The sequence below is a fragment of the Bacillus sp. FSL L8-0193 genome (genome assembly GCF_037976065.1).
GTDB lineage: Bacteria > Bacillota > Bacilli > Bacillales > Bacillaceae > Bacillus > Bacillus paralicheniformis.
Genome location: NZ_CP150261.1, coordinates 169,044 through 187,500, shown reverse-complemented (window position 1 = coordinate 187,500; position 18,457 = coordinate 169,044). Strand labels below are relative to the sequence as shown.

General features: G+C 42.8%; 14 protein-coding genes and 1 rRNA gene (1 of these 15 running past the window's edge). 7 read left to right on the top strand and 8 right to left on the bottom strand.

Annotated elements, in window-relative coordinates; genetic code table 11:
- Positions 1 to 1,045, bottom strand: a 16S ribosomal RNA gene (locus MHH76_RS01070) (it extends 505 nt beyond the left edge of the window).
- Positions 1,046 to 1,382: 337 nt separating this feature from the next.
- Here MHH76_RS01070 and pdaB point away from each other — a divergent pair.
- The gene (gene pdaB, locus MHH76_RS01065) at positions 1,383 to 2,147 is read left to right on the top strand and encodes a polysaccharide deacetylase family sporulation protein PdaB (protein WP_020449906.1); all 765 of its coding nucleotides are present in this window, start codon (positions 1,383 to 1,385) and stop codon (positions 2,145 to 2,147) included.
- An 8-nt stretch (positions 2,148 to 2,155) separates the two neighbouring features.
- On the opposite strand, the gene MHH76_RS01060 is transcribed toward pdaB, so the two are convergent.
- Positions 2,156 to 2,755: a KinB-signaling pathway activation protein gene (locus tag MHH76_RS01060; RefSeq protein WP_020449905.1), complete on the bottom strand. Its 600-nt coding sequence runs from the start codon at positions 2,753 to 2,755 to the stop codon at positions 2,156 to 2,158.
- 113 nt (positions 2,756 to 2,868) lie between these two features.
- Between MHH76_RS01060 and gerD the strand changes: the two genes are divergently transcribed.
- Positions 2,869 to 3,450 (top strand): spore germination lipoprotein GerD, encoded by a 582-nt coding sequence (gerD, locus tag MHH76_RS01055; protein ID WP_020449904.1) that lies wholly within the window; start codon positions 2,869 to 2,871, stop codon positions 3,448 to 3,450.
- Positions 3,451 to 3,503: 53 nt separating this feature from the next.
- On the opposite strand, the gene MHH76_RS01050 is transcribed toward gerD, so the two are convergent.
- The 6 genes from MHH76_RS01050 to MHH76_RS01025 all read right to left on the bottom strand — a co-directional run bounded on the left by MHH76_RS01050 (position 3,504) and on the right by MHH76_RS01025 (position 8,963).
- Complete coding sequence (locus MHH76_RS01050; RefSeq protein WP_020449903.1) at positions 3,504 to 4,565, bottom strand: Mrp/NBP35 family ATP-binding protein; 1,062 nt, start codon at positions 4,563 to 4,565, stop codon at positions 3,504 to 3,506.
- An 85-nt stretch (positions 4,566 to 4,650) separates the two neighbouring features.
- A complete protein-coding gene (gene cwlD, locus MHH76_RS01045) occupies positions 4,651 to 5,364 on the bottom strand; it encodes an N-acetylmuramoyl-L-alanine amidase CwlD (protein WP_020449902.1) in 714 nt (237 codons plus the stop codon).
- An 84-nt stretch (positions 5,365 to 5,448) separates the two neighbouring features.
- Complete coding sequence (locus tag MHH76_RS01040) at positions 5,449 to 5,892, bottom strand: YbaK family protein (protein ID WP_020449901.1); 444 nt, start codon at positions 5,890 to 5,892, stop codon at positions 5,449 to 5,451.
- Between the two features lie 281 nt (positions 5,893 to 6,173).
- Positions 6,174 to 6,899 carry a LytTR family DNA-binding domain-containing protein gene (locus tag MHH76_RS01035; protein WP_006640359.1) on the bottom strand — a complete coding sequence of 242 codons (726 nt, stop codon included), beginning with the start codon at positions 6,897 to 6,899 and terminating at the stop codon, positions 6,174 to 6,176.
- 143 nt (positions 6,900 to 7,042) lie between these two features.
- A complete protein-coding gene (locus MHH76_RS01030) occupies positions 7,043 to 7,657 on the bottom strand; it encodes an accessory gene regulator B family protein (RefSeq protein WP_020449900.1) in 615 nt (204 codons plus the stop codon).
- A complete protein-coding gene (locus tag MHH76_RS01025; protein WP_080131199.1) occupies positions 7,650 to 8,963 on the bottom strand; it encodes a GHKL domain-containing protein in 1,314 nt (437 codons plus the stop codon). The genes MHH76_RS01030 and MHH76_RS01025 overlap by 8 nt, the downstream gene beginning before the upstream one ends.
- A 202-nt stretch (positions 8,964 to 9,165) precedes the next feature.
- Here MHH76_RS01025 and MHH76_RS01020 point away from each other — a divergent pair, with 202 nt between their 5' ends.
- The 5 genes from MHH76_RS01020 (at position 9,166) to MHH76_RS01000 (ending at position 18,436) form a co-directional block, all read left to right on the top strand.
- The gene (locus MHH76_RS01020) at positions 9,166 to 9,372 is read left to right on the top strand and encodes a plantaricin C family lantibiotic (protein WP_020449898.1); all 207 of its coding nucleotides are present in this window, start codon (positions 9,166 to 9,168) and stop codon (positions 9,370 to 9,372) included.
- Between the two features lie 105 nt (positions 9,373 to 9,477).
- Positions 9,478 to 12,795, top strand: a complete 3,318-nt coding sequence (gene lanM / locus MHH76_RS01015; protein WP_223254889.1) for a type 2 lanthipeptide synthetase LanM — start codon at positions 9,478 to 9,480, stop codon at positions 12,793 to 12,795.
- A gap of 5 nt (positions 12,796 to 12,800) precedes the next feature.
- Positions 12,801 to 13,016, top strand: a complete 216-nt coding sequence (locus MHH76_RS01010) for a class II lanthipeptide, LchA2/BrtA2 family (protein WP_020449896.1) — start codon at positions 12,801 to 12,803, stop codon at positions 13,014 to 13,016.
- 183 nt (positions 13,017 to 13,199) lie between these two features.
- Complete coding sequence (locus tag MHH76_RS01005; protein ID WP_020449895.1) at positions 13,200 to 16,292, top strand: type 2 lanthipeptide synthetase LanM family protein; 3,093 nt, start codon at positions 13,200 to 13,202, stop codon at positions 16,290 to 16,292.
- Entirely contained in the window at positions 16,286 to 18,436 is a 2,151-nt protein-coding gene (locus MHH76_RS01000) for a peptidase domain-containing ABC transporter (RefSeq protein WP_020449894.1), read from the top strand. The genes MHH76_RS01005 and MHH76_RS01000 overlap by 7 nt, the downstream gene beginning before the upstream one ends.
- Positions 18,437 to 18,457 lie beyond the last annotated feature (21 nt).

Sequence of the window (18,457 nt, the reverse complement as noted above, 5' to 3'; positions counted from 1 at the left end):
CCCCCGAAGGGGAAGCCCTATCTCTAGGGTTGTCAGAGGATGTCAAGACCTGGTAAGGTTCTTCGCGTTGCTTCGAATTAAACCACATGCTCCACCGCTTGTGCGGGCCCCCGTCAATTCCTTTGAGTTTCAGTCTTGCGACCGTACTCCCCAGGCGGAGTGCTTAATGCGTTTGCTGCAGCACTAAAGGGCGGAAACCCTCTAACACTTAGCACTCATCGTTTACGGCGTGGACTACCAGGGTATCTAATCCTGTTCGCTCCCCACGCTTTCGCGCCTCAGCGTCAGTTACAGACCAGAGAGTCGCCTTCGCCACTGGTGTTCCTCCACATCTCTACGCATTTCACCGCTACACGTGGAATTCCACTCTCCTCTTCTGCACTCAAGTTCCCCAGTTTCCAATGACCCTCCCCGGTTGAGCCGGGGGCTTTCACATCAGACTTAAGAAACCGCCTGCGCGCGCTTTACGCCCAATAATTCCGGACAACGCTTGCCACCTACGTATTACCGCGGCTGCTGGCACGTAGTTAGCCGTGGCTTTCTGGTTAGGTACCGTCAAGGTACCGCCCTATTCGAACGGTACTTGTTCTTCCCTAACAACAGAGTTTTACGATCCGAAAACCTTCATCACTCACGCGGCGTTGCTCCGTCAGACTTTCGTCCATTGCGGAAGATTCCCTACTGCTGCCTCCCGTAGGAGTCTGGGCCGTGTCTCAGTCCCAGTGTGGCCGATCACCCTCTCAGGTCGGCTACGCATCGTTGCCTTGGTGAGCCGTTACCTCACCAACTAGCTAATGCGCCGCGGGTCCATCTGTAAGTGGTAGCTAAAAGCCACCTTTTATAATTGAACCATGCGGTTCAATCAAGCATCCGGTATTAGCCCCGGTTTCCCGGAGTTATCCCAGTCTTACAGGCAGGTTACCCACGTGTTACTCACCCGTCCGCCGCTGACATCAGGGAGCAAGCTCCCATCTGTCCGCTCGACTTGCATGTATTAGGCACGCCGCCAGCGTTCGTCCTGAGCCAGGATCAAACTCTCCATGAAGTTTGATAATGACTACGCACATTCGCATGTGCGATTTATTTAATGAATTAACAGGTACGTTTGTCTTGTTTAGTTTTCAAAGATCATTTCCGCTTCGTTCAGCGGCTTTAATAATATAACATCAAGCCCACATATTTGTCAATAACTTTTTTCAAAATTATTTGTTGGAGCTTTTTCATGTCAGCTGTTTATCAGCGACGAATAATAATATAACATGTTAATTCAAATCTGGTCAACCCTCTTTTTAATTTTTTTCTTAAGATGAATTATTGTTATGTTCTATTTTAAACAAGCATAGGATGAATACAAAGCAGCATGGACAAGGAGGAGTTTCTCTGTGAACCATTTTTATGTGTGGCATATGAAACGGATTAAGCAGTTAATCATTATTATGATAGCCGCTTTTGCGACAGCAAGCTTTTTTTATGTACAAAACCTGCTCCCTCTTCCTGTGTTTTCTACAGAAAGCGGAGCAAAAGCGGTATATAGAGGAGACTCAGATACAAACGAAGTCGCTCTTACCTTTAATATCAGCTGGGGAGATCAAAAGGCCATGCCTATTTTAGATACATTAAAAGCAAACGGTATTAAAGATGCGACCTTTTTTCTTTCAGCTTCATGGGCGGAGCGCCATCCGGATGTCGTGGAAAGAATCCGTAAAGACGGTCATCAGATCGGGAGCATGGGCTATGCTTATAAAAACTATTCGCAAATGAAGAAAAGCGAAATCAAAAAAGACTTAACAAAAGCACAAAACTCTTTTCAAAAACTCGGTCTTGAGGACCTCACGCTTTTAAGGCCGCCGACCGGCCAGTTTAATAAAGACGTACTCGATGTCGCTAAACAGTACGGCTATACCGTCGTTCACTACAGTATTAATTCGGATGACTGGACGAACCCGGGGGTTCAAAAGATCGTACAAAACGTAAATGAAACGGTGAGCGCTGGTGATATCGTGCTCTTTCACGCTTCAGATTCGGCCAAACAAACAAAAGAAGCCCTGCCTGAGATCGTGCACCACCTCAGAAGCAAGGGACTCAAAAATGTAACCGTCAGCGATTTAATCGCAAATACGGATGCAAAATCATCAGAAGTAAAATAGCAACCGGTCTAAGCGCGGGCCTGAAATTTTGGGAGCATTAAAAGTTGAAAAGCGTTGCAGGCTAATAAAGGAAGCAGCATTAAATAGAGCCAGTCCTCTTCATTGACCCTTAACGCCGGGAACCACTCCATCACAGTAAAAACAAACATTAGAAATAATGCGGAAACGAACGTTTTTTTAGAGGACTGTTTTTGCTTTGCATAAGCGGCCGCAATGCTTACCGCCAAAATAAAGAGCGGCAGCCAAATATACGGAATGATGGAGCCTCCCTCTTTTTCAAAAAACAGAAAACGCAAGTAAACCAAATCAAACGCGACAAATACAATCAAAAACAGCTGAATCGAATTCCACAAAGAATGAGATCTGAAGATTTCCAGTGCAAAACGGTGAATCGTTAAGAAAATCACAAACCCCATTTGAGCAATCACGCTAAAGATCATGCCAACCCCGATAAACCAAAATAGAACAGAAAGAATCTCCAATACCTCGAAGGAAAGAAACAGCTCCTTATATCTTCCCCACTCAATGGCAAAACCGACAATACTTGTAGTCAAAGCTCCGACACCCAACACGGAAAAGAAAAATCGGACGAGATTACGGCTTTTCATTGTAGACTTCCCAACCCCTAAGTAAACGCTGTAGCAGCGATATTTTGTTATGTATAAATTTATAAAAGACATTCATATTAAAGGTAAGACGAGTTTTCGAAAGGAGCTTAAGCATGTTCAAGACCACAATGCTATCGATAAGCTGTTTTCTGTTTCTATCTGTAACAGCTTGTGCTCCCACGGACCAAGCAGCTGAGATGGACTATGATCAAACCAAAAAGATGGTTGTCGATATATTAAAGACAGATGACGGAAAAAAAGCGATTCAAGAAATATTAAATGATGACAAATTAAATGAAACACTTGTGATGGATGAAAAAACCGTCAAAGAAACCGTTGAAAAAACAATGACCTCCAAAAAAGGAGCTGAATTTTGGAAAAAAGTCTTCGAAGATCCAAAATTCGCAGAAGGCTTTGCCAAAACACTTCAAAATGAACATGAAAAAGTGCTGAAAAAACTGATGAAAGATCCTGAGTACCAAAAAATGCTGATGCAGGTCATGCAGGATCCTGAAATGACCAAAAAATACGGTGAACTTGTCAGAAGCCAGGAATTCCGAACCCACCTGCAGGAAGTCATATCTGACACTCTGTCAAGCCCGCTCTACAGAAAGCAGTTTGAAGAGGAACTGAAAAAAGCTGCTTCTGAAAGCATGAAAGAAGAAATGAAAGGCGGCGAAGAAAAACAAAGCTAAGCCGCTTTTCATTCACTAAAAGCTTCTTCCGCGGAGGAAGCTTTTTCTGATCTTTAAGCTTTTACGCCAATGCTTTCGTCGATTTTTTTGGCGATATCCAAATAAATGGCACCGGTCGGATGACTTTCATCATAAACGGACGGCGCAAATTCGCTGTCATCCCAATCGGGCTGCTTCAGCGGAATTTTGCCCAGAATCGGAACACCGAGTTCTTCTGCGAGCTTCTCGCCTCCGCCTTTGCCGAATACGTATTCTTTTTCGCCTGTTTTGACGCTTTCGTAATAAGCCATATTTTCAACGATTCCCAAGATTTCATGATCGGTCTTCAAAGCCATCGCGCCCGCTCTTGCAGCGACAAACGCGGCAGTAGGGTGCGGCGTCGACACGATCACCTCTTTGCAGCTTGGAAGCATTGAGTGAACATCAAGCGCTACATCGCCTGTTCCCGGCGGCAGGTCTAAGATAATATAATCGACATCTCCCCATTCAACCTCATGGAAAAAGTTATTCAGCATTTTTCCAAGCATAGGGCCTCTCCAAATGACAGGGGCATTGTCTTCAACAAAAAATCCCATCGAAATTACTTTGACTCCGAATCTTTCAACCGGCACGACCTTTTCTCCTTCAATCGTCGGCCGTACAGTGATTCCCATCATATCCGGAACGCTGAATCCGTAAATATCGGCGTCGATTAATCCGACTTTCTTTCCGATTCGAGCCAAAGACACAGCCAAATTGACGGACACCGTCGACTTGCCGACGCCGCCTTTACCGCTTGCCACCGCTAAAAACACAGGCTGTTTTTCACTATTCAGCAGAGATTGATCCTGCCCTTGGGCAGACTCTTGATTATTCATCACGACTTCTTCAGGCAGCTCCTCAAAACGCAGGCCGACCGTCTCTGCACCGGCTTCTTTTAACCGTATGACGATTTCCTGCTGAAGCTGCATTTGTTCGGCAGATCCCGTTTTTGCGAGCGCCACCTTTACGCTGACGTGCCGTTTTTCGGGTTTTATTTTAATTTCCTTGACGGCATCCAGCTCTCTGAGCGGCTTGTGAAGAAATGGCTCGTCCAAATCGCCGACTATTTTTTTTACATCGTCTTCTCGCAACATTGATCTCACCCTTTGTTGTATTCGTTTACAAAATAAGTATAGCATATCTTTCCTTATAGTGTCTTTGACACAAAAAGAAACCCTCTTATTCAGGAGGGTCTCTGTCTTCTGTAAAGTAGCGCAATACACCTTTATATACGGATGCCGCGATTTTGTCCTGATATTTGGGCTTGGCCAGCTGTTTTGCTTCTTTCGGATTTGACAAAAACCCGATCTCGACGAGGGCCCCCGGCTTTTTCACATTTTGCATCAAATAAATGCCGTGTATCCGCTTTGCCTTCCGCGTCGTGTTTTCAAGATTATGTCTTAATTCATCCTGAATAAACTTGGCGGCCCGTTCGTTTTCTTCATATTGCCCGTAAAAGAAGCTTTGCGCACCGCTCCATCGGGCGGAAGGAATCGCATTCAAATGGATGCTGAGGTAAAGGTCGGCTTCAGAATTGTTGATCACGTCGACCCTTTTCCGCAAGTCTTCCGCTTTCCTTCTGCTGAGCCCCTTCGTTTCTTCAGGAGCGAGATCATGATCGTCCTCCCGCGTCAGCAACACCAAGGCGCCCTGTTCCTGGAGATAGTCCCTGATTCTAAGGGATACTTCAAGCGCCACATCTTTTTCAAGGAGTTCACCGCTTGATGCTCCTCCATCCGCGCCCCCGTGTCCAGGATCAATATAAATGATCTTGCCGCTCAACGGAAGATTCCATGACCGCCAAGAATCATCATTGTGAAATTGATATTGAAATAAACATAATAAAACGACAAAGCCGAGTAAAAACCCGAGCCATTTTATTTTTTTCTTCATCCCTTTCCCTCCCGCTCGTCCTTACTACAACATATGGGACAAGGAAAGGAAATATGATTCAGCTTGGCCGCACTTTTACATAAATTATCTGAGCCGAAGCTTAAAGCGTCTTTCCCGCTCGCTGAAGCCTTCCTTCCACCAGCTTTGGATGAAGTATTCGCAAGCATAATAGAGTGGTTCATGAGCCGCTTGAATATTAAAAGCCTCAGACCAGCTCACCGCATATTCATAAAGCTCGTGCAGAAGCTGTTTTTCTTCTTTTTCTGAGCGGACCATCGCTCGTTGAACGGGCTCTCCGTGATAGCCGAACTTTCCGTACTCGGCTCCCAGCAAATAGGCCTCAATGGCAAAATCGATGCAGCCGTCATACAAAATATCCGTGTGCTTAGAAAAAAAATGAAAAAGAGGAGCAAAGCATTCCTCCGCAGAATTCAGCATTTTTTCCAAAGACAGTTCGCGCAGAAGCTTTTTTTCCAAATTGATCTGCTTCTTTTGTTTTTCATTGTTAAAAGATACGACCGTCCCCATAGAACCGCCTCCTTTTTACCTTGTATTGTGCAGTCAGGAGCCGGAAATCATGCTTTTCTAAGGAAGGGAAACGGAGGAAGAAGCCGAAAATATTAGGAGAGGTTAGTTTCAGCTCATTTATGCGCGCCATCCATAAAGTGTTCTGCAAAGGAAAATCAGTTTTTAGTCTTTTCTTATTTTCAATACTTGTTTAATCATCTGTCCAGCAGCATAAATAAAGGCGCAATGATCGATTGGCTAAATCGATTCATCGTGCCTTGTATCAAGTAAAAGTTTTACTTTTATATCACCGCGGTGAGAAGTTCTTTGAGCTCACGGTATTTGTTACGGCTCACATTGATAATCTTTTTGCAGTTTTTAATTTTTAGATTATACGACTTCATGTAGGTGTCTTGGATGATTTCCTCAATCTTATCCAACGGAACGAGGAAAGACTGATGGGTTCTAAAAAAGTTGCTCCCTTTAAGCATTTCCTCAAGGGTCATCAAACATTGACTTGACTTAATGATCTTTCCATTTTCAAGATTTATGCAGGATTTTCTCCCCACCTTTTCAATATACAAAATGCTGTCTACATCTACGAGATGAATTTTGCCGCTAGAACTGATGCCTATCTTTTTATTGTTTCTTTTTGAAAAAGCCTTATGATTTCGAAGAAGCTCTACAGCTGATTTGAGTCTTAAAATGTTAATCGGTTTGACTAAAAAATCAATAGGATAAAACTTATATCCATCCAGAGCGTATTCTGTGTAGGAACTCATGAACATGATGCTGATACTGGGATAATACTCTTTCAGATATTCAGCTAAATCGAAACCGCTTGACTGCTTCAGATTGATATCGATAATGACCAGATCGACTTCATTCACAGACTCCAGGTGGGAAATCAACTCGCTTATTTCTCTTGTGATTAATTCAAATCTAGCATGACTGATGCTGTCCGAAACCTCTTTGAAAAAATCAAGAATATCTTGATCATCATCAATCACGCATATTCTTACCGTCAATGATCGTCACTCTTTAAATCCTCAGGCAATTCCGGTTCATAAGCAAACCAGAAACAGCTGCTTAGTGAAGTAATTGAATTGAAAAACAAAGCGGATACACCAATCAAATAAGTAATAAATTTCACCATTTCCCTAGTCCCCTTTTATTTTTTATTAAACCTCTTATCAAAAGATAAGATGATTTTATGCCATGAGTCAGTCAAGGTAATGCTTTGCATGATCATTGCGATCCAAATGCCGTATTGAAGCTGGCTGTCAACCAAAAGGCTGACCAGCATGAGACCCAGAAAAACGCAAATCGACCTATATTTAATCTCTGTTCTCTGTTGAGGACTGAATACCTGCATCTTTTTATGCAGTTTCGGTGATTTTTTTAAGAAAATGAAAAATGACAAGACAATCAGGCCAATCAGCATCCATTTCATCCCCCGGGAGAAGTGAAAAGCAAATTCTATGGATATGTACGTGATCACCATAATTTGAAACGTGCTGAAAAATAAACAATAATAATAACCTTTAAAGTGGCTTCCCCCTGAAAACATTCTCAAAAATCCGCCCGCCGACAAGATGACCATGGCTTGTATCACGCAGTCAAAATAACAAGCTATAATAAATACCAGCAGTATTTGATTGATGGCGGCAAGCATCCACTCAAGCCCGTATCGTATGCTATCTTGCCTACTACGAAAATCAGGGTTGTAATAAATGATCTGTTCCGAAATTTTTTTTGACAAGTAATTGGGTGTGAACTTAACCATCGCCTAACTCCTTCGGAATCCTGACTTTGAAGACGATCATCCTATCGATGATCTCCGGAAAGATGAATCCTTGATGCTTCTCAACGACTGATTTAACGATATGGAGGCCATATCCCCTTCCCTTCTTGCCTTTCGTAGAAAATCCTTCTTCAAAAATCCGATCTACCACCTCAGCGAACCGCTCTACGTCTCCAAAGTTGCCTACATCTATTCTGTAGTAACCTTCTCCGGAATCAATCTGGACATATACTGTCCGTTCTGGAATATCACCGAGTTCTTTTACGGCTTCCACTGCATTCATGATCAGGTTTCCAAATATTTTATTTGTTTCAAAAAGCTTGCATGGAAAATCCCTCAGACTATCGCTGATTTTATAGTGAATACGAATATCTTCCTTTAAGGCTTTATCCTTATACGAAAGGAGCAGGGCGCTGAGCGCAATGGAATGGATAGGAAGTATGTCGCTGATTAAAGCGGAGTCCTTCATCACGTCACTTAGATAATGTTTCGTTTCTTCATATTGCCCTTTATTAAGCATTTGTTGAATTGCGATAAGATGATGCCCCTGATCATGGTTATGTTTTTTTATGAAGTGAATGTATTTGCCAACCTCCTCATATTGTTCCTCTAAAGAATTCTCAGCGTTACGGAGGTTTTTGTAGAAAATGCGCCTCATGATAATCAAGGTGAAAAAAGTTAATGAAACAAGGGCAATGCTCCAAAAAAGATTAATAAAGCCCTCTACTTTTTGGTTCTTATAGATGATGAAATAGTATAGAAGCAGCAAAGAAAATGACAGTATCAAAATCATGTACAATTTTATGTCCAAGTCTTTCACCTGTTTCTTCGGTGAAATTAAAACCACTCTCTTTTTTCGAATTAGGAAAAGCATGAATAAAAGGATACAAAAATGGGGCAATGCCGTACCAAGGCTTCCCTCTTTTACATTGAGAACTGGCTCGGCAACTCTTAACATTGCGAAGCCAATCACTTCGGATACGAGTAAACAAACAGCACCCAATAAAACGCCGATTATCGATAACAGAATTCTGAGGTTCAAAAAAAGCGAAACCGGTAAACTGATCGCCAAAACCATAATGGAAAGGTACAGCAGAGGAGGAAAAGAACTTTTCACCAGATACAATACAATGCTTCCGTAAAGGCTGATTAAGAGCAGGCTGAAAAATTTGTTTTTATAGCTGACATTCAATAACGAAATACCAATCGTTATAATCAAGAATGTTTCAAGCATACCTCCAATTAATTGGGTTGGCAGATCCATTACTAACACTCCTAAAATATACATATTAGGTATTTCATCTCAATTATACAAAGAAGGAAAGTTTATGTATAGATATTTTCGAATATTTAACTTATTGGACACAATAATTTTGAAATAGGGCATTTTGCACAAGAAATAATCCAAAATAGCCCAAAAATAATCCAACAATTCTAATTATTGTTATAATAATGCTGAGCTCCCAAAATTAATTAAGAGGTGAAGGAAAATGTCAAAGATCGAAGCATGGAAAAATCCTGTTGCACGTATGAACAGCCAAATTGTAAGTCCTGCCGGTGACTTAATGGACGAGTTGTCAGACAGTGAAATGGAAATGCTTGCAGGCGGCTGCGAGTGGTATAACATCAGCTGTCAATTAGGTAACAAAGGTCAATGGTGCACTCTTACAAAAGAATGTCAACGGAGCTGCAAATGAAACCCAGCCGATATTAACGACTGTCTACAAAAATAATGTTAATAAAGAGATGTAGGAAAACTTCAAATTTGGAAGCATGGAAAAATCCTATTACACAACTGCCAAGTGACCAACCCTGCGGGTGATTTAATGGACAAGCTGTCAGACAGTGAAATGGAAATGCTTGCAGGCGGCTGTGCTTGGTGCAACATCAGCTGTCAATTAGGTAATAAAGGTTCCTGGTGTACTCTTCAGTACAAGATATTAGTTGAATCTGGCCGGCATTTTGCCGGCCGTGTGCATCTCATTCAGAAAAAGGTTAGGAGTGAAACAATGGACAGCATGTTGAAGGGAACGGATTCAGAGCGGTTAGAGCAGATCAAATTTTGGAGCCGTTTCTTCTACAATAATGAAGAGTATATGAAAAGAAGCCTAAATGAAATATCTGGAATAAACATTGATCATATATTAGCCTTAAAGTTTGGCGGCAAAAAGAGTGCTGTAGAAAATGTTCATCCCTGGTTTGATGATTGGGATTTAATCCTTAAGGGAGCGCTTGATCCTCTGCCGGCACGCCAGACGGAACAAAATAAAAAGTTCGGTACATTCATCGATCATTTCCTGAAACTAGCTTTCTCCAAACTTAAAACTTTATACATACATAACCATTCATTCGATTTTTCAGAAAACGAGTTATATTCAGACTTGCTTGAACAAATGAATGACGACATCTATTCTATCTGCCACAAGACCCTCGTGCTTGAGCTGAATGTATACCGAGAGCAGGGACTCCTGAAAGGCAGCACCCCCGAAGAGCGGTATGACTATTTCGAACATGAAATTTTGACAGATAAAAAGTTCCTATCCTCATTCGGAAGCGAGTATCAGAGCCTCATCTCCCTTTTGATCCACAAAGTCAATAGCTCAGTTAGCTTTATTAGGGATATTGTTGAGCATCTAGAAAATGACTGGCCCGTGCTGATTAAAACCTTCCCGAAAATAGGAAGATTAAGGAAGATTCACCTTGGTAAAGGGGACACACACGACAATGGAAAAAGTGTTTCAATTTTGGAATTCGAAGGCGGCCAATCGCTCGTCTATAAACCAAGACCCTTGGACGCAGACCAACAATATCAGAAGTTGCTATCTTGGCTAAATGCTCAGGAGAACAATATTCCGAATTTCTACAAAATGAAGGTGGTCAATGCAGATGATCATGGTTGGACGGAATTTATTCAATATAAAGCCTGCCAATCAGCCGAAGAAGTCAAAGATTTTTATAAACGTATGGGCGCTCAACTTGCTGTACTGTATGTGTTGAACGCAACTGATTTTCACTATGGAAATATCATTGCAATGGGTGGTCACCCGGTGTTCGTCGATATGGAATCATTGTTTCATCAGAATATTTACGATGACAGTTACAGCAAAGAAGCTCTTGGACAAGCCGATAAAATGCTCTCGAAATCGATTATGGCTTCCGGCATGCTACCTAATTTGCTTTATCAGCGGAAGGACCGGAATAAATCAGGTGTTGATTTAAGTGGATTGGGAGGGAAAGGAAATCAGCGCCTCCCGTTTGAAGTGGCCCAAATTGTCGATAAGGGTACTGACCAGGCATATTTGAAAAAGGGGATAGCCTTTTTGGAAGCCGGCCTCAATCTGCCAAGCTATAATGGGAAGTTCGTGAATCTTCACGATTATCTATCTGAAATTGTCGAGGGCTTTACGGCCGTCTACCGATTTATGGCTGCAAACAAAGTAGAGCTTACCAGCCAGTTGCAAGGATTCAAGCAAGTCAGAGTCAGGACGATTTTAAGACCAACAGCGGTCTATGGAGAATTCCTGCGTAGTCTAGTCCATCCTGATTTGCTTCGAGATCCAGTTGATCAGGAAGTTTTTTTACACAGGCTGTGGCTAAAGTGCCTCCAGGTTCCAAAAATGGAGAGTATTATCATTGATGAAATGGAAGATTTACGCCGCCATGATGTCCCTTTATTCACAACCAGACCGGGCGAGCGGCATTTATGGAGCTCAAACGGAAGAGTCATCAGAGACTTCTTTCTTTCCCCTGCGTTTGACCTTGTCTTGGAAAAGATACGAAGTCTTGACGAAAAGGACTTATACGGGCAACTACAGGTTTTGCATATGGTCATGCTCGCCTCAAGTGCAGATCATTATGCGGATGTTGAGAAAATTGATCCATTCTGGAATAAGACAGCTCCGGCTAAAGAAGATTTCCTAGAACAGGCAGTCGATATAGGAAATTACTTACTGAAGACAAAAATACAAGGGGTGAACAGGAACAAAAAGGATCTTACCTGGATCAGTACCGTGCTGGAAGGAAACAATGAAGTGATATGGAAAATTTCTCCCGTAGGACTCGATCTTTATAACGGCAACAGCGGAATAGCCCTCTTTCTAGCTTACCTCTCGTATTTTACAGGTGAACAACGATTTAAAGAGGCGGCGGAACAAGCAATTGTTCCGATTCTAAATGATATGAAAAAATTCAGCGAAAATCCAACTTGGAGCCTCGGGGCATACAGCGGTGTAGGCGGAAACCTGTTTACAACCATCCTACTTGCAGAACTCTGGAATGATTCATCTCTTCACCAACAGGTGGAAAAAGCCTTGCCAGGATATATCGCGATGATCAACGAGGATACAATCTTTGATTATATAGGTGGTGCTACGGGAGCACTTGACATCCTGCTGTGTATTTTCCATCGAACAGGAAGCATCCAAGCGGTTAAGGGAGCTATTTCATGCGGAAAACATCTAATGAAACACGGTCGTGTAATGAAAAGCGGCGGAATGGGCTGGCCTTCTGTCTTGGACGGCTCAGTTCTGACAGGCTATTCGCATGGTACGGGAGGTACCGCTGCTGCTCTTTCCTCTCTCAATTACTGGACTGAAAACAAAGCAATCCTTCCGTATATATCGAAAGCCTTGGAATATGAGCGGACATTTTATGATGAAAAGGAGAAAAACTGGCGAACGCCAGGAAGGGATACATCCTCATACGCCTGGTGTCATGGAGCTCCGGGAATACTATTGTCAAGGCTCCGCCTGAAGGAAAATGGCTGGACGGATCCTTTGCTCGACAGGGAAATTGAAGTTGCGCTTGAAACGACTTTGCACAAAGGATTTGGTAATAACCGCTCTTACTGCCACGGTGACTTTGGACAATTAGAAATTCTCCTCTATGCCAAACAAGTACTTCAGGATCGTGAACTGGACGTTTATATCGAATCTGTCAGATCGCAATTGTTGGAGATCGTTAAACAGAAAATGTGGAATTATGGTATATCAAGGGGAACGGAAGCTAAAGGGTTAATGACCGGGCTGGCTGGCATCGGAATGGGGTTATTGAAGCAATATGACAGTGAGGCGGTACCGAACATATTGAATCTTGAAAACAAACTACTTGAAAGGAGGTGAAACGAATGTCACATCGTGAAATGGCTGCAATTTACCGTGATGCCAACAAACGTGCCAATCTTGAGTTTTCTAACCCTGTCGGCGAGGTCAACGAAGAAGAATTAAAGAACCTTGCAGGTGCTGCGGATGTTACACCGCACACTACTCCTTCTTCATTGCCATGTGGAACATTGGTTACAGCTGTTTGGTGTCCGTCTAACGCATGTACATCTGATTGCTAATTTGGCCAATGCTAGTATGAGAGGGATTTAGAATGGGAGCTCAGATCCTTCTTCTTACATAACGTTTGGCCGGAAAATGAAAAACAAGGGGCGGTTGGTCATGTTTTATCGAGGCCAACCGTTTCGTTATCTATTATATCCAACTTTTCTTAAATGTATGCATAAAAGAAAGGGGAGATTAACATGACTGTTGCAAAAATGAAGGATATGTTCAGCCGTTCTGCTTATCTGAATGAACGAAAAATTACCGGCACAAAAACGCCAGCTGTTAATATAAAAGAGTTCAATAAGTGGAAAAGGGCTATACCCGAAGGAATGCTCGAGAAGCGGCTCAAAATGGACCGCTTGACTATAGAACAGCTGATGCAGTACATAGAAGAGAAGGATAATCCAGTTGTGGAGAAAGAATTGCCGTGGACTACGGTATTTGAAAAAGTGATGCATACATATAAATCAACTCCATTGGATTACACCAGCTTTCAAGCATTGGTTGATCCTTTCATCCAGTATGCGAAAAAGCGGCTTGCTGATGCACTCAGGCATATTAACACCAGCCTGGTAAACCTTGAAACCATAATCAAGTCGATTGCTAATACACTTTATGAACGGCTTCATTCAATGCTGATGAAATGTGTGATTCTCGAAGTCAACATCGCTAGAAAGGTCGGGATGCTCGAAGGAGAAACGGGTGAAGAACGATTTGAGCACTTTATGCGCCAACTCAATGAGGATCATGAACTCAGGATGGAATTCTTCGGAAACTATCCAGTCCTTTCGCGGTTGATGACTGAGAGCATGCAAAATACTCTGGACGTCACCGTGGAACTAATCCAACGTTTTGTGAAAGATCACGAGAGCATCAAATATCAATTTGGGAACCGTCTCCATCGATTAGAGAGACTGAAAATGGGCCTCGGTGATACACATCAAAACGGCAGAACTGTTGCTCTACTGGAATTTGAAACCGGCAACAAGCTAGTTTATAAACCACGACAGATTTTGATCGATAAAATTTTCGAAGCCTTGCTGTCTTGGCTGAACGGGAAAGGTTTGCAGTATCCTCTCCAATCAGCCAAAAGTTTGGATTGCCGAACCTACGGCTGGCAGGAGTTTGTCCCGTACGAAAAGTGCACACATGAAGATGAGGTGAGTCGCTTTTATTATAGGCAAGGAGCTTATACTGCGCTGTTCTACATCTTGGGCTCCTCCGATTTTCATGCAGAAAATATTATCGCGCACGGGGAATACCCAGTTCCGATAGATTTAGAGACGCTTTTCAGCCGAAATCTGGAAATGATGAAACAGCTCAGAGTCCAGAGCCGACTGGCACTTGAGCTAAACGATTCGGTCTACTCAACTTTGATGCTTCCACTCCCTTCTTTTGAGCATTCAATTATTGACTTTGACTTGAGCGCCCTAGGCGCAGGTCAAAACCAGGTATCAAAAAAAATAAAGAGCCTCCATCTTGAAGGCGAGGGAACCGATGAAATTAAGATGACCCGTGTTCCCGCAAAGTCGGGTGAGTACAAAAACAAACCGATGTTTAAAGGGAAAACAATGTCCGCCTTCGATTATTCGGCTGAATTGGAAACAGGTTTTTCAGACATGTACAAACTGTTTCTTCGCCATAAGGAAGAATTCATGAGTGTTGATGGCCCTTTGCAGCCTTATGGTAAAGCCCATGTCCGCCAGGTATTCAGGCCAACACACGTGTACATGGAATTCCTCCATAACAGCCTGCATCCCGATTATGTACAGAACGGGCTTGACCGAGTGCAAATGTTCGATATTCTGTGGCAAGTGACCAACCAAAGCTCAAAATTCGAGGAGCTAGTCAAGCATGAAACAAAGGATCTGCTAAGACATGACGTTCCGTATTTCTATTTTACACTAAACAGCCGTGATCTCTATAACAGCAATGGACACCTTATCTCCTCTTTCTTTTCTGAAACAGGGTTTGAATCTATTTTCAAAAGGATCAACAAACTTAGCAAAAGCGACTTAGAAAAACAAACACAATATTTAAGGTGGTCTCTCGCATCCATGCTGGGCGACGTATGGAAATTTCATCAGACCGTCCCAACCCTACCTAAAAGAAAAGGGAACCTTTCTCCTTCCTCTATCATTAAGGAAGCATTGGAGCTAGGCAGACAATTAAAAGACAGGGCTATTATCGAGGATAACCTTGAAGTGAACTGGCTTGGATTAAATTTAAATAAGGAAACAGGCGTTAACGTGTCGGTCAAGAGCTCTGATCTATATGATGGATTACTTGGCTATGCTCTCTTTTTGGCTTATTTAGCGAGGGAAACAAACAATTGTCAATACGAAAAACTAAGCCGTGGTGCGATCAAAACAGTTATTCGAAAAGCCGGCGACAAACCGCTCAACCCTTCCGTTTCGGCTTTCAGTGGAGAAGGCGCATTTTTGTATGGACTGGTTCACCTTGGACTACTATGGAATGACCGCGAACTGATCCGGCGGGCAAAGGAAAGGTTGCCTTCTTTACATGATATCATCCGTGATGAAAAAAACCCTGATTTCTCAGGAGGTCTGGCCGGTTTTATCGTGATGTCGCTTAATATCTATCAAGAAACGGGAGACAAAGACTATTTGGATATGGCTCAATTTGCAGGAGATAGACTCATGCAGCTGCTGACTGAAATCGATGAGGGGACCGGCCTTGCTCATGGAGCATCGGGATACGCCTGGGCACTCGGCTCACTTGGAAAAGTAACAGGGAAGAAAATCTATAAAGATAAAACTGAAAAATTACTTTTATATGAAAATACATTTTACGATCCAGCCACAGGCAATTGGGACTCGGCTGCAGCTTCCGAAAATCAGAAACGAAAAAGAGTTTACTGGTGTCACGGAGCGCCGGGCATTGCCCTATCCCGACTGATGCTGAAAAACACATCAAATTTAGAACTTATCGCAAAGGACCTCGACATATCTTTGAAAACGGTCATATGCGAAGGGGTAATAGAAAGCCACTGTCTTTGCCACGGAACTATGGGAAACGCGGACATCCTCCTAACAGCCTCCCAAGAGCTGAATGACGTAAAACTGGAAAAGAAAGCAAGGGATTTAGTTGATATTGTTCTTTCCCAGAAAAAGACGTACGGTTGGAGGTTTGGCTTAGATCCTAGAGCGGAGATGGATGGCTTCATGCTTGGCCGGACGGGGATTGGGTATAGCCTGTTGAGGTTCAAAAACCCCGAAATACCATCAGTTCTGGCTTTGGAGCTGCCAAAGGGAGGAGCCGTATGTTAAAGAAGAAAAAATTATTTCCAACTCGCAGGCGTGTTCCTTTCATTGAACAGATGCAGCAGACCGAATGCGCACTTTGTTGCATCGCAATGATTTCGTCCTATTACAAAAATGACTTATCCATGTACGAGGTTCGGGAGCGAATGGGAAACGGCCGTGATGGAACGACTTTGTTCCATCTTAAAAAGTTGGCGGAGCAGCTGAATTTCGACACGAAATCGTATAAAGCTGATAGCCGGCAACTGGGGACTCTCATACTGCCAGCAATCCTGTACTGGGAAAACAATCATTTCGTTATTCTCGAGAAGGTTGCACAACAAGCTTATACAATCGTTGATCCAGGTTCTGGAAGGAGGAAGCTGAAAGAGAAAGAATTCACGGAGAAATATTCGGGATACGTACTTACTTTATATCCCAACAAAAATTTTGAACGCCGGAGCAGAAAAAACGTCTGGGCATCCTTCTCTTATTTAGTGACGAATAGGCCAAAGATTTTCATTAGTATCCTGTTTCTCACATTCTTGCTACAGATGTTCACAGTAGCGATGCCAATCTTTATCCAATTTGTCATTGACAAGATTATTGTCCCCGACTATCGGGATCTACTGAATATATTCTTAGCCGGAATTGGTGGGCTGATCCTATTCAATACCCTATTTACGTTTTTACGGGGGAGAATTCTGATCACTCTTCATAATGCGCTTGATTATGAGATCCAAACTAGATTTTTCAGTCACCTTCTCAGGCTGCCGTACCAGTTCTTCCTTCTGCGTTCCTTCGGAGATTTGCTTTTTAGGGCGAACAGCATGAAGGTGATCCGCGACCAGCTGGCCAACCAGGTAGTAAAAGGTCTGCTGGATTCCGCTGTTTTGCTGGTCATCCTATTGTATATGTTCTTGCAATCGCCTCTAATGGTTTTTATAGTCGCTTTGATAGCATCTACCAATGTAATACTAATCGCCGTGAGCCAAAGATACCTCGCAGAGACGAATCAGATGGAGATTAAAGAGCATTCCGAAGTGCAAGGAGCGCAGACAGAAATGCTCTATGGAATATTTGGAGTAAAGACGTCCGGTGTGGAAAGCAAGATTTACAATAGATGGCTTCAGAGATTCAGGAATCTTCTTAGCGCTTATAGGAAGAAAGAAATTGTACTGAACCGCGTAAACACCGCAAGCAATACAATGCAGCTTATGGCTCCCCTGATCCTCTTATGGGTTGGAGCACACCAAGTGTTTGCAGGAAGTATCACGCTTGGGGTATTGGTAGCATTTCATGCCATTTCAAACCAATTTTTCATGTTGAGCGGCAATATCGTTCAAACGATCAATTCTTTTATCTTGACAACATCCTACCTAAAACGAGTTGAAGATGTCCTCGATGCACCTGGAGAAATGGAGGGAGACAAGATGAAAAAAACACTTGAAGGCAATATTCTGTTAAAGAATGTCACTTTCTCCTACTCTAAATACAGCGAAAATGTGATTCATAATGTTACACTCGATATCAAGAAAGGACAAAAAGTTGCTCTTATTGGACAGTCAGGATCAGGAAAAACGACACTCGCCAACATGATAATCGGGCTATTCGCACCGTCTTCGGGAGACATCTATTACGACGGCGTTAGCATGAAAGAGCTTGATCTGGGCCACCTGCGTCGGCAAATTGGTACCGTACCTCAAAATGTCATGCTGTTTAATAGAAGCATTTATGATAATATAATTCTCCATAATCCAGAGGCGTCTCCCGAAGAAGTAATCGAAGCCGCAAAGGCTGCCCAAATCCATGAAGAAATTATGAAGATGCCAATGCAGTATCATACAATGGTATCTGAGATGGGCATGAATATTTCTGGCGGGCAAAGGCAGCGAATCGCCCTCGCAAAGGCGCTTCTTGGAAAACCGTCGATTCTCGTCCTTGATGAGGCAACCAGCTCACTTGATCATTTAAATGAATCAAAGATTGACGAGTATCTCTCTGATATTAACTGCACAAGAATTGTGATTGCCCATAGACTTACGACAGTAATGAATTGTGACATGATTGTCGTTGTCGACAACGGAAGAATCATCGAATCGGGCACACACCATGAGTTGCTGAAAAAGTCCAGTTTCTACAGTGAATTCTATAAAGAAATGATTTCATAACACGCTCTTGGATCGTCAAGA

Excerpts from the sequence above, each read along its gene's own strand:
- MHH76_RS01060 (WP_020449905.1), bottom strand. The coding sequence starts at position 2,755 with ATGAAAAGCCGTAATCTCGTCCGATTTTTCTTTTCCGTGTTGGGTGTC.
- gerD (WP_020449904.1), top strand. The coding sequence starts at position 2,869 with ATGTTCAAGACCACAATGCTATCGATAAGCTGTTTTCTGTTTCTATCT.
- MHH76_RS01050 (WP_020449903.1), bottom strand. The coding sequence starts at position 4,565 with ATGTTGCGAGAAGACGATGTAAAAAAAATAGTCGGCGATTTGGACGAG.
- cwlD (WP_020449902.1), bottom strand. The coding sequence starts at position 5,364 with ATGAAGAAAAAAATAAAATGGCTCGGGTTTTTACTCGGCTTTGTCGTT.
- MHH76_RS01040 (WP_020449901.1), bottom strand. The coding sequence starts at position 5,892 with ATGGGGACGGTCGTATCTTTTAACAATGAAAAACAAAAGAAGCAGATC.
- MHH76_RS01030 (WP_020449900.1), bottom strand. The coding sequence starts at position 7,657 with ATGGTTAAGTTCACACCCAATTACTTGTCAAAAAAAATTTCGGAACAG.
- MHH76_RS01025 (WP_080131199.1), bottom strand. The coding sequence starts at position 8,963 with ATGTATATTTTAGGAGTGTTAGTAATGGATCTGCCAACCCAATTAATT.
- MHH76_RS01020 (WP_020449898.1), top strand. The coding sequence starts at position 9,166 with ATGTCAAAGATCGAAGCATGGAAAAATCCTGTTGCACGTATGAACAGC.
- MHH76_RS01010 (WP_020449896.1), top strand. The coding sequence starts at position 12,801 with ATGTCACATCGTGAAATGGCTGCAATTTACCGTGATGCCAACAAACGT.
- MHH76_RS01005 (WP_020449895.1), top strand. The coding sequence starts at position 13,200 with ATGACTGTTGCAAAAATGAAGGATATGTTCAGCCGTTCTGCTTATCTG.
- MHH76_RS01000 (WP_020449894.1), top strand. The coding sequence starts at position 16,286 with ATGTTAAAGAAGAAAAAATTATTTCCAACTCGCAGGCGTGTTCCTTTC.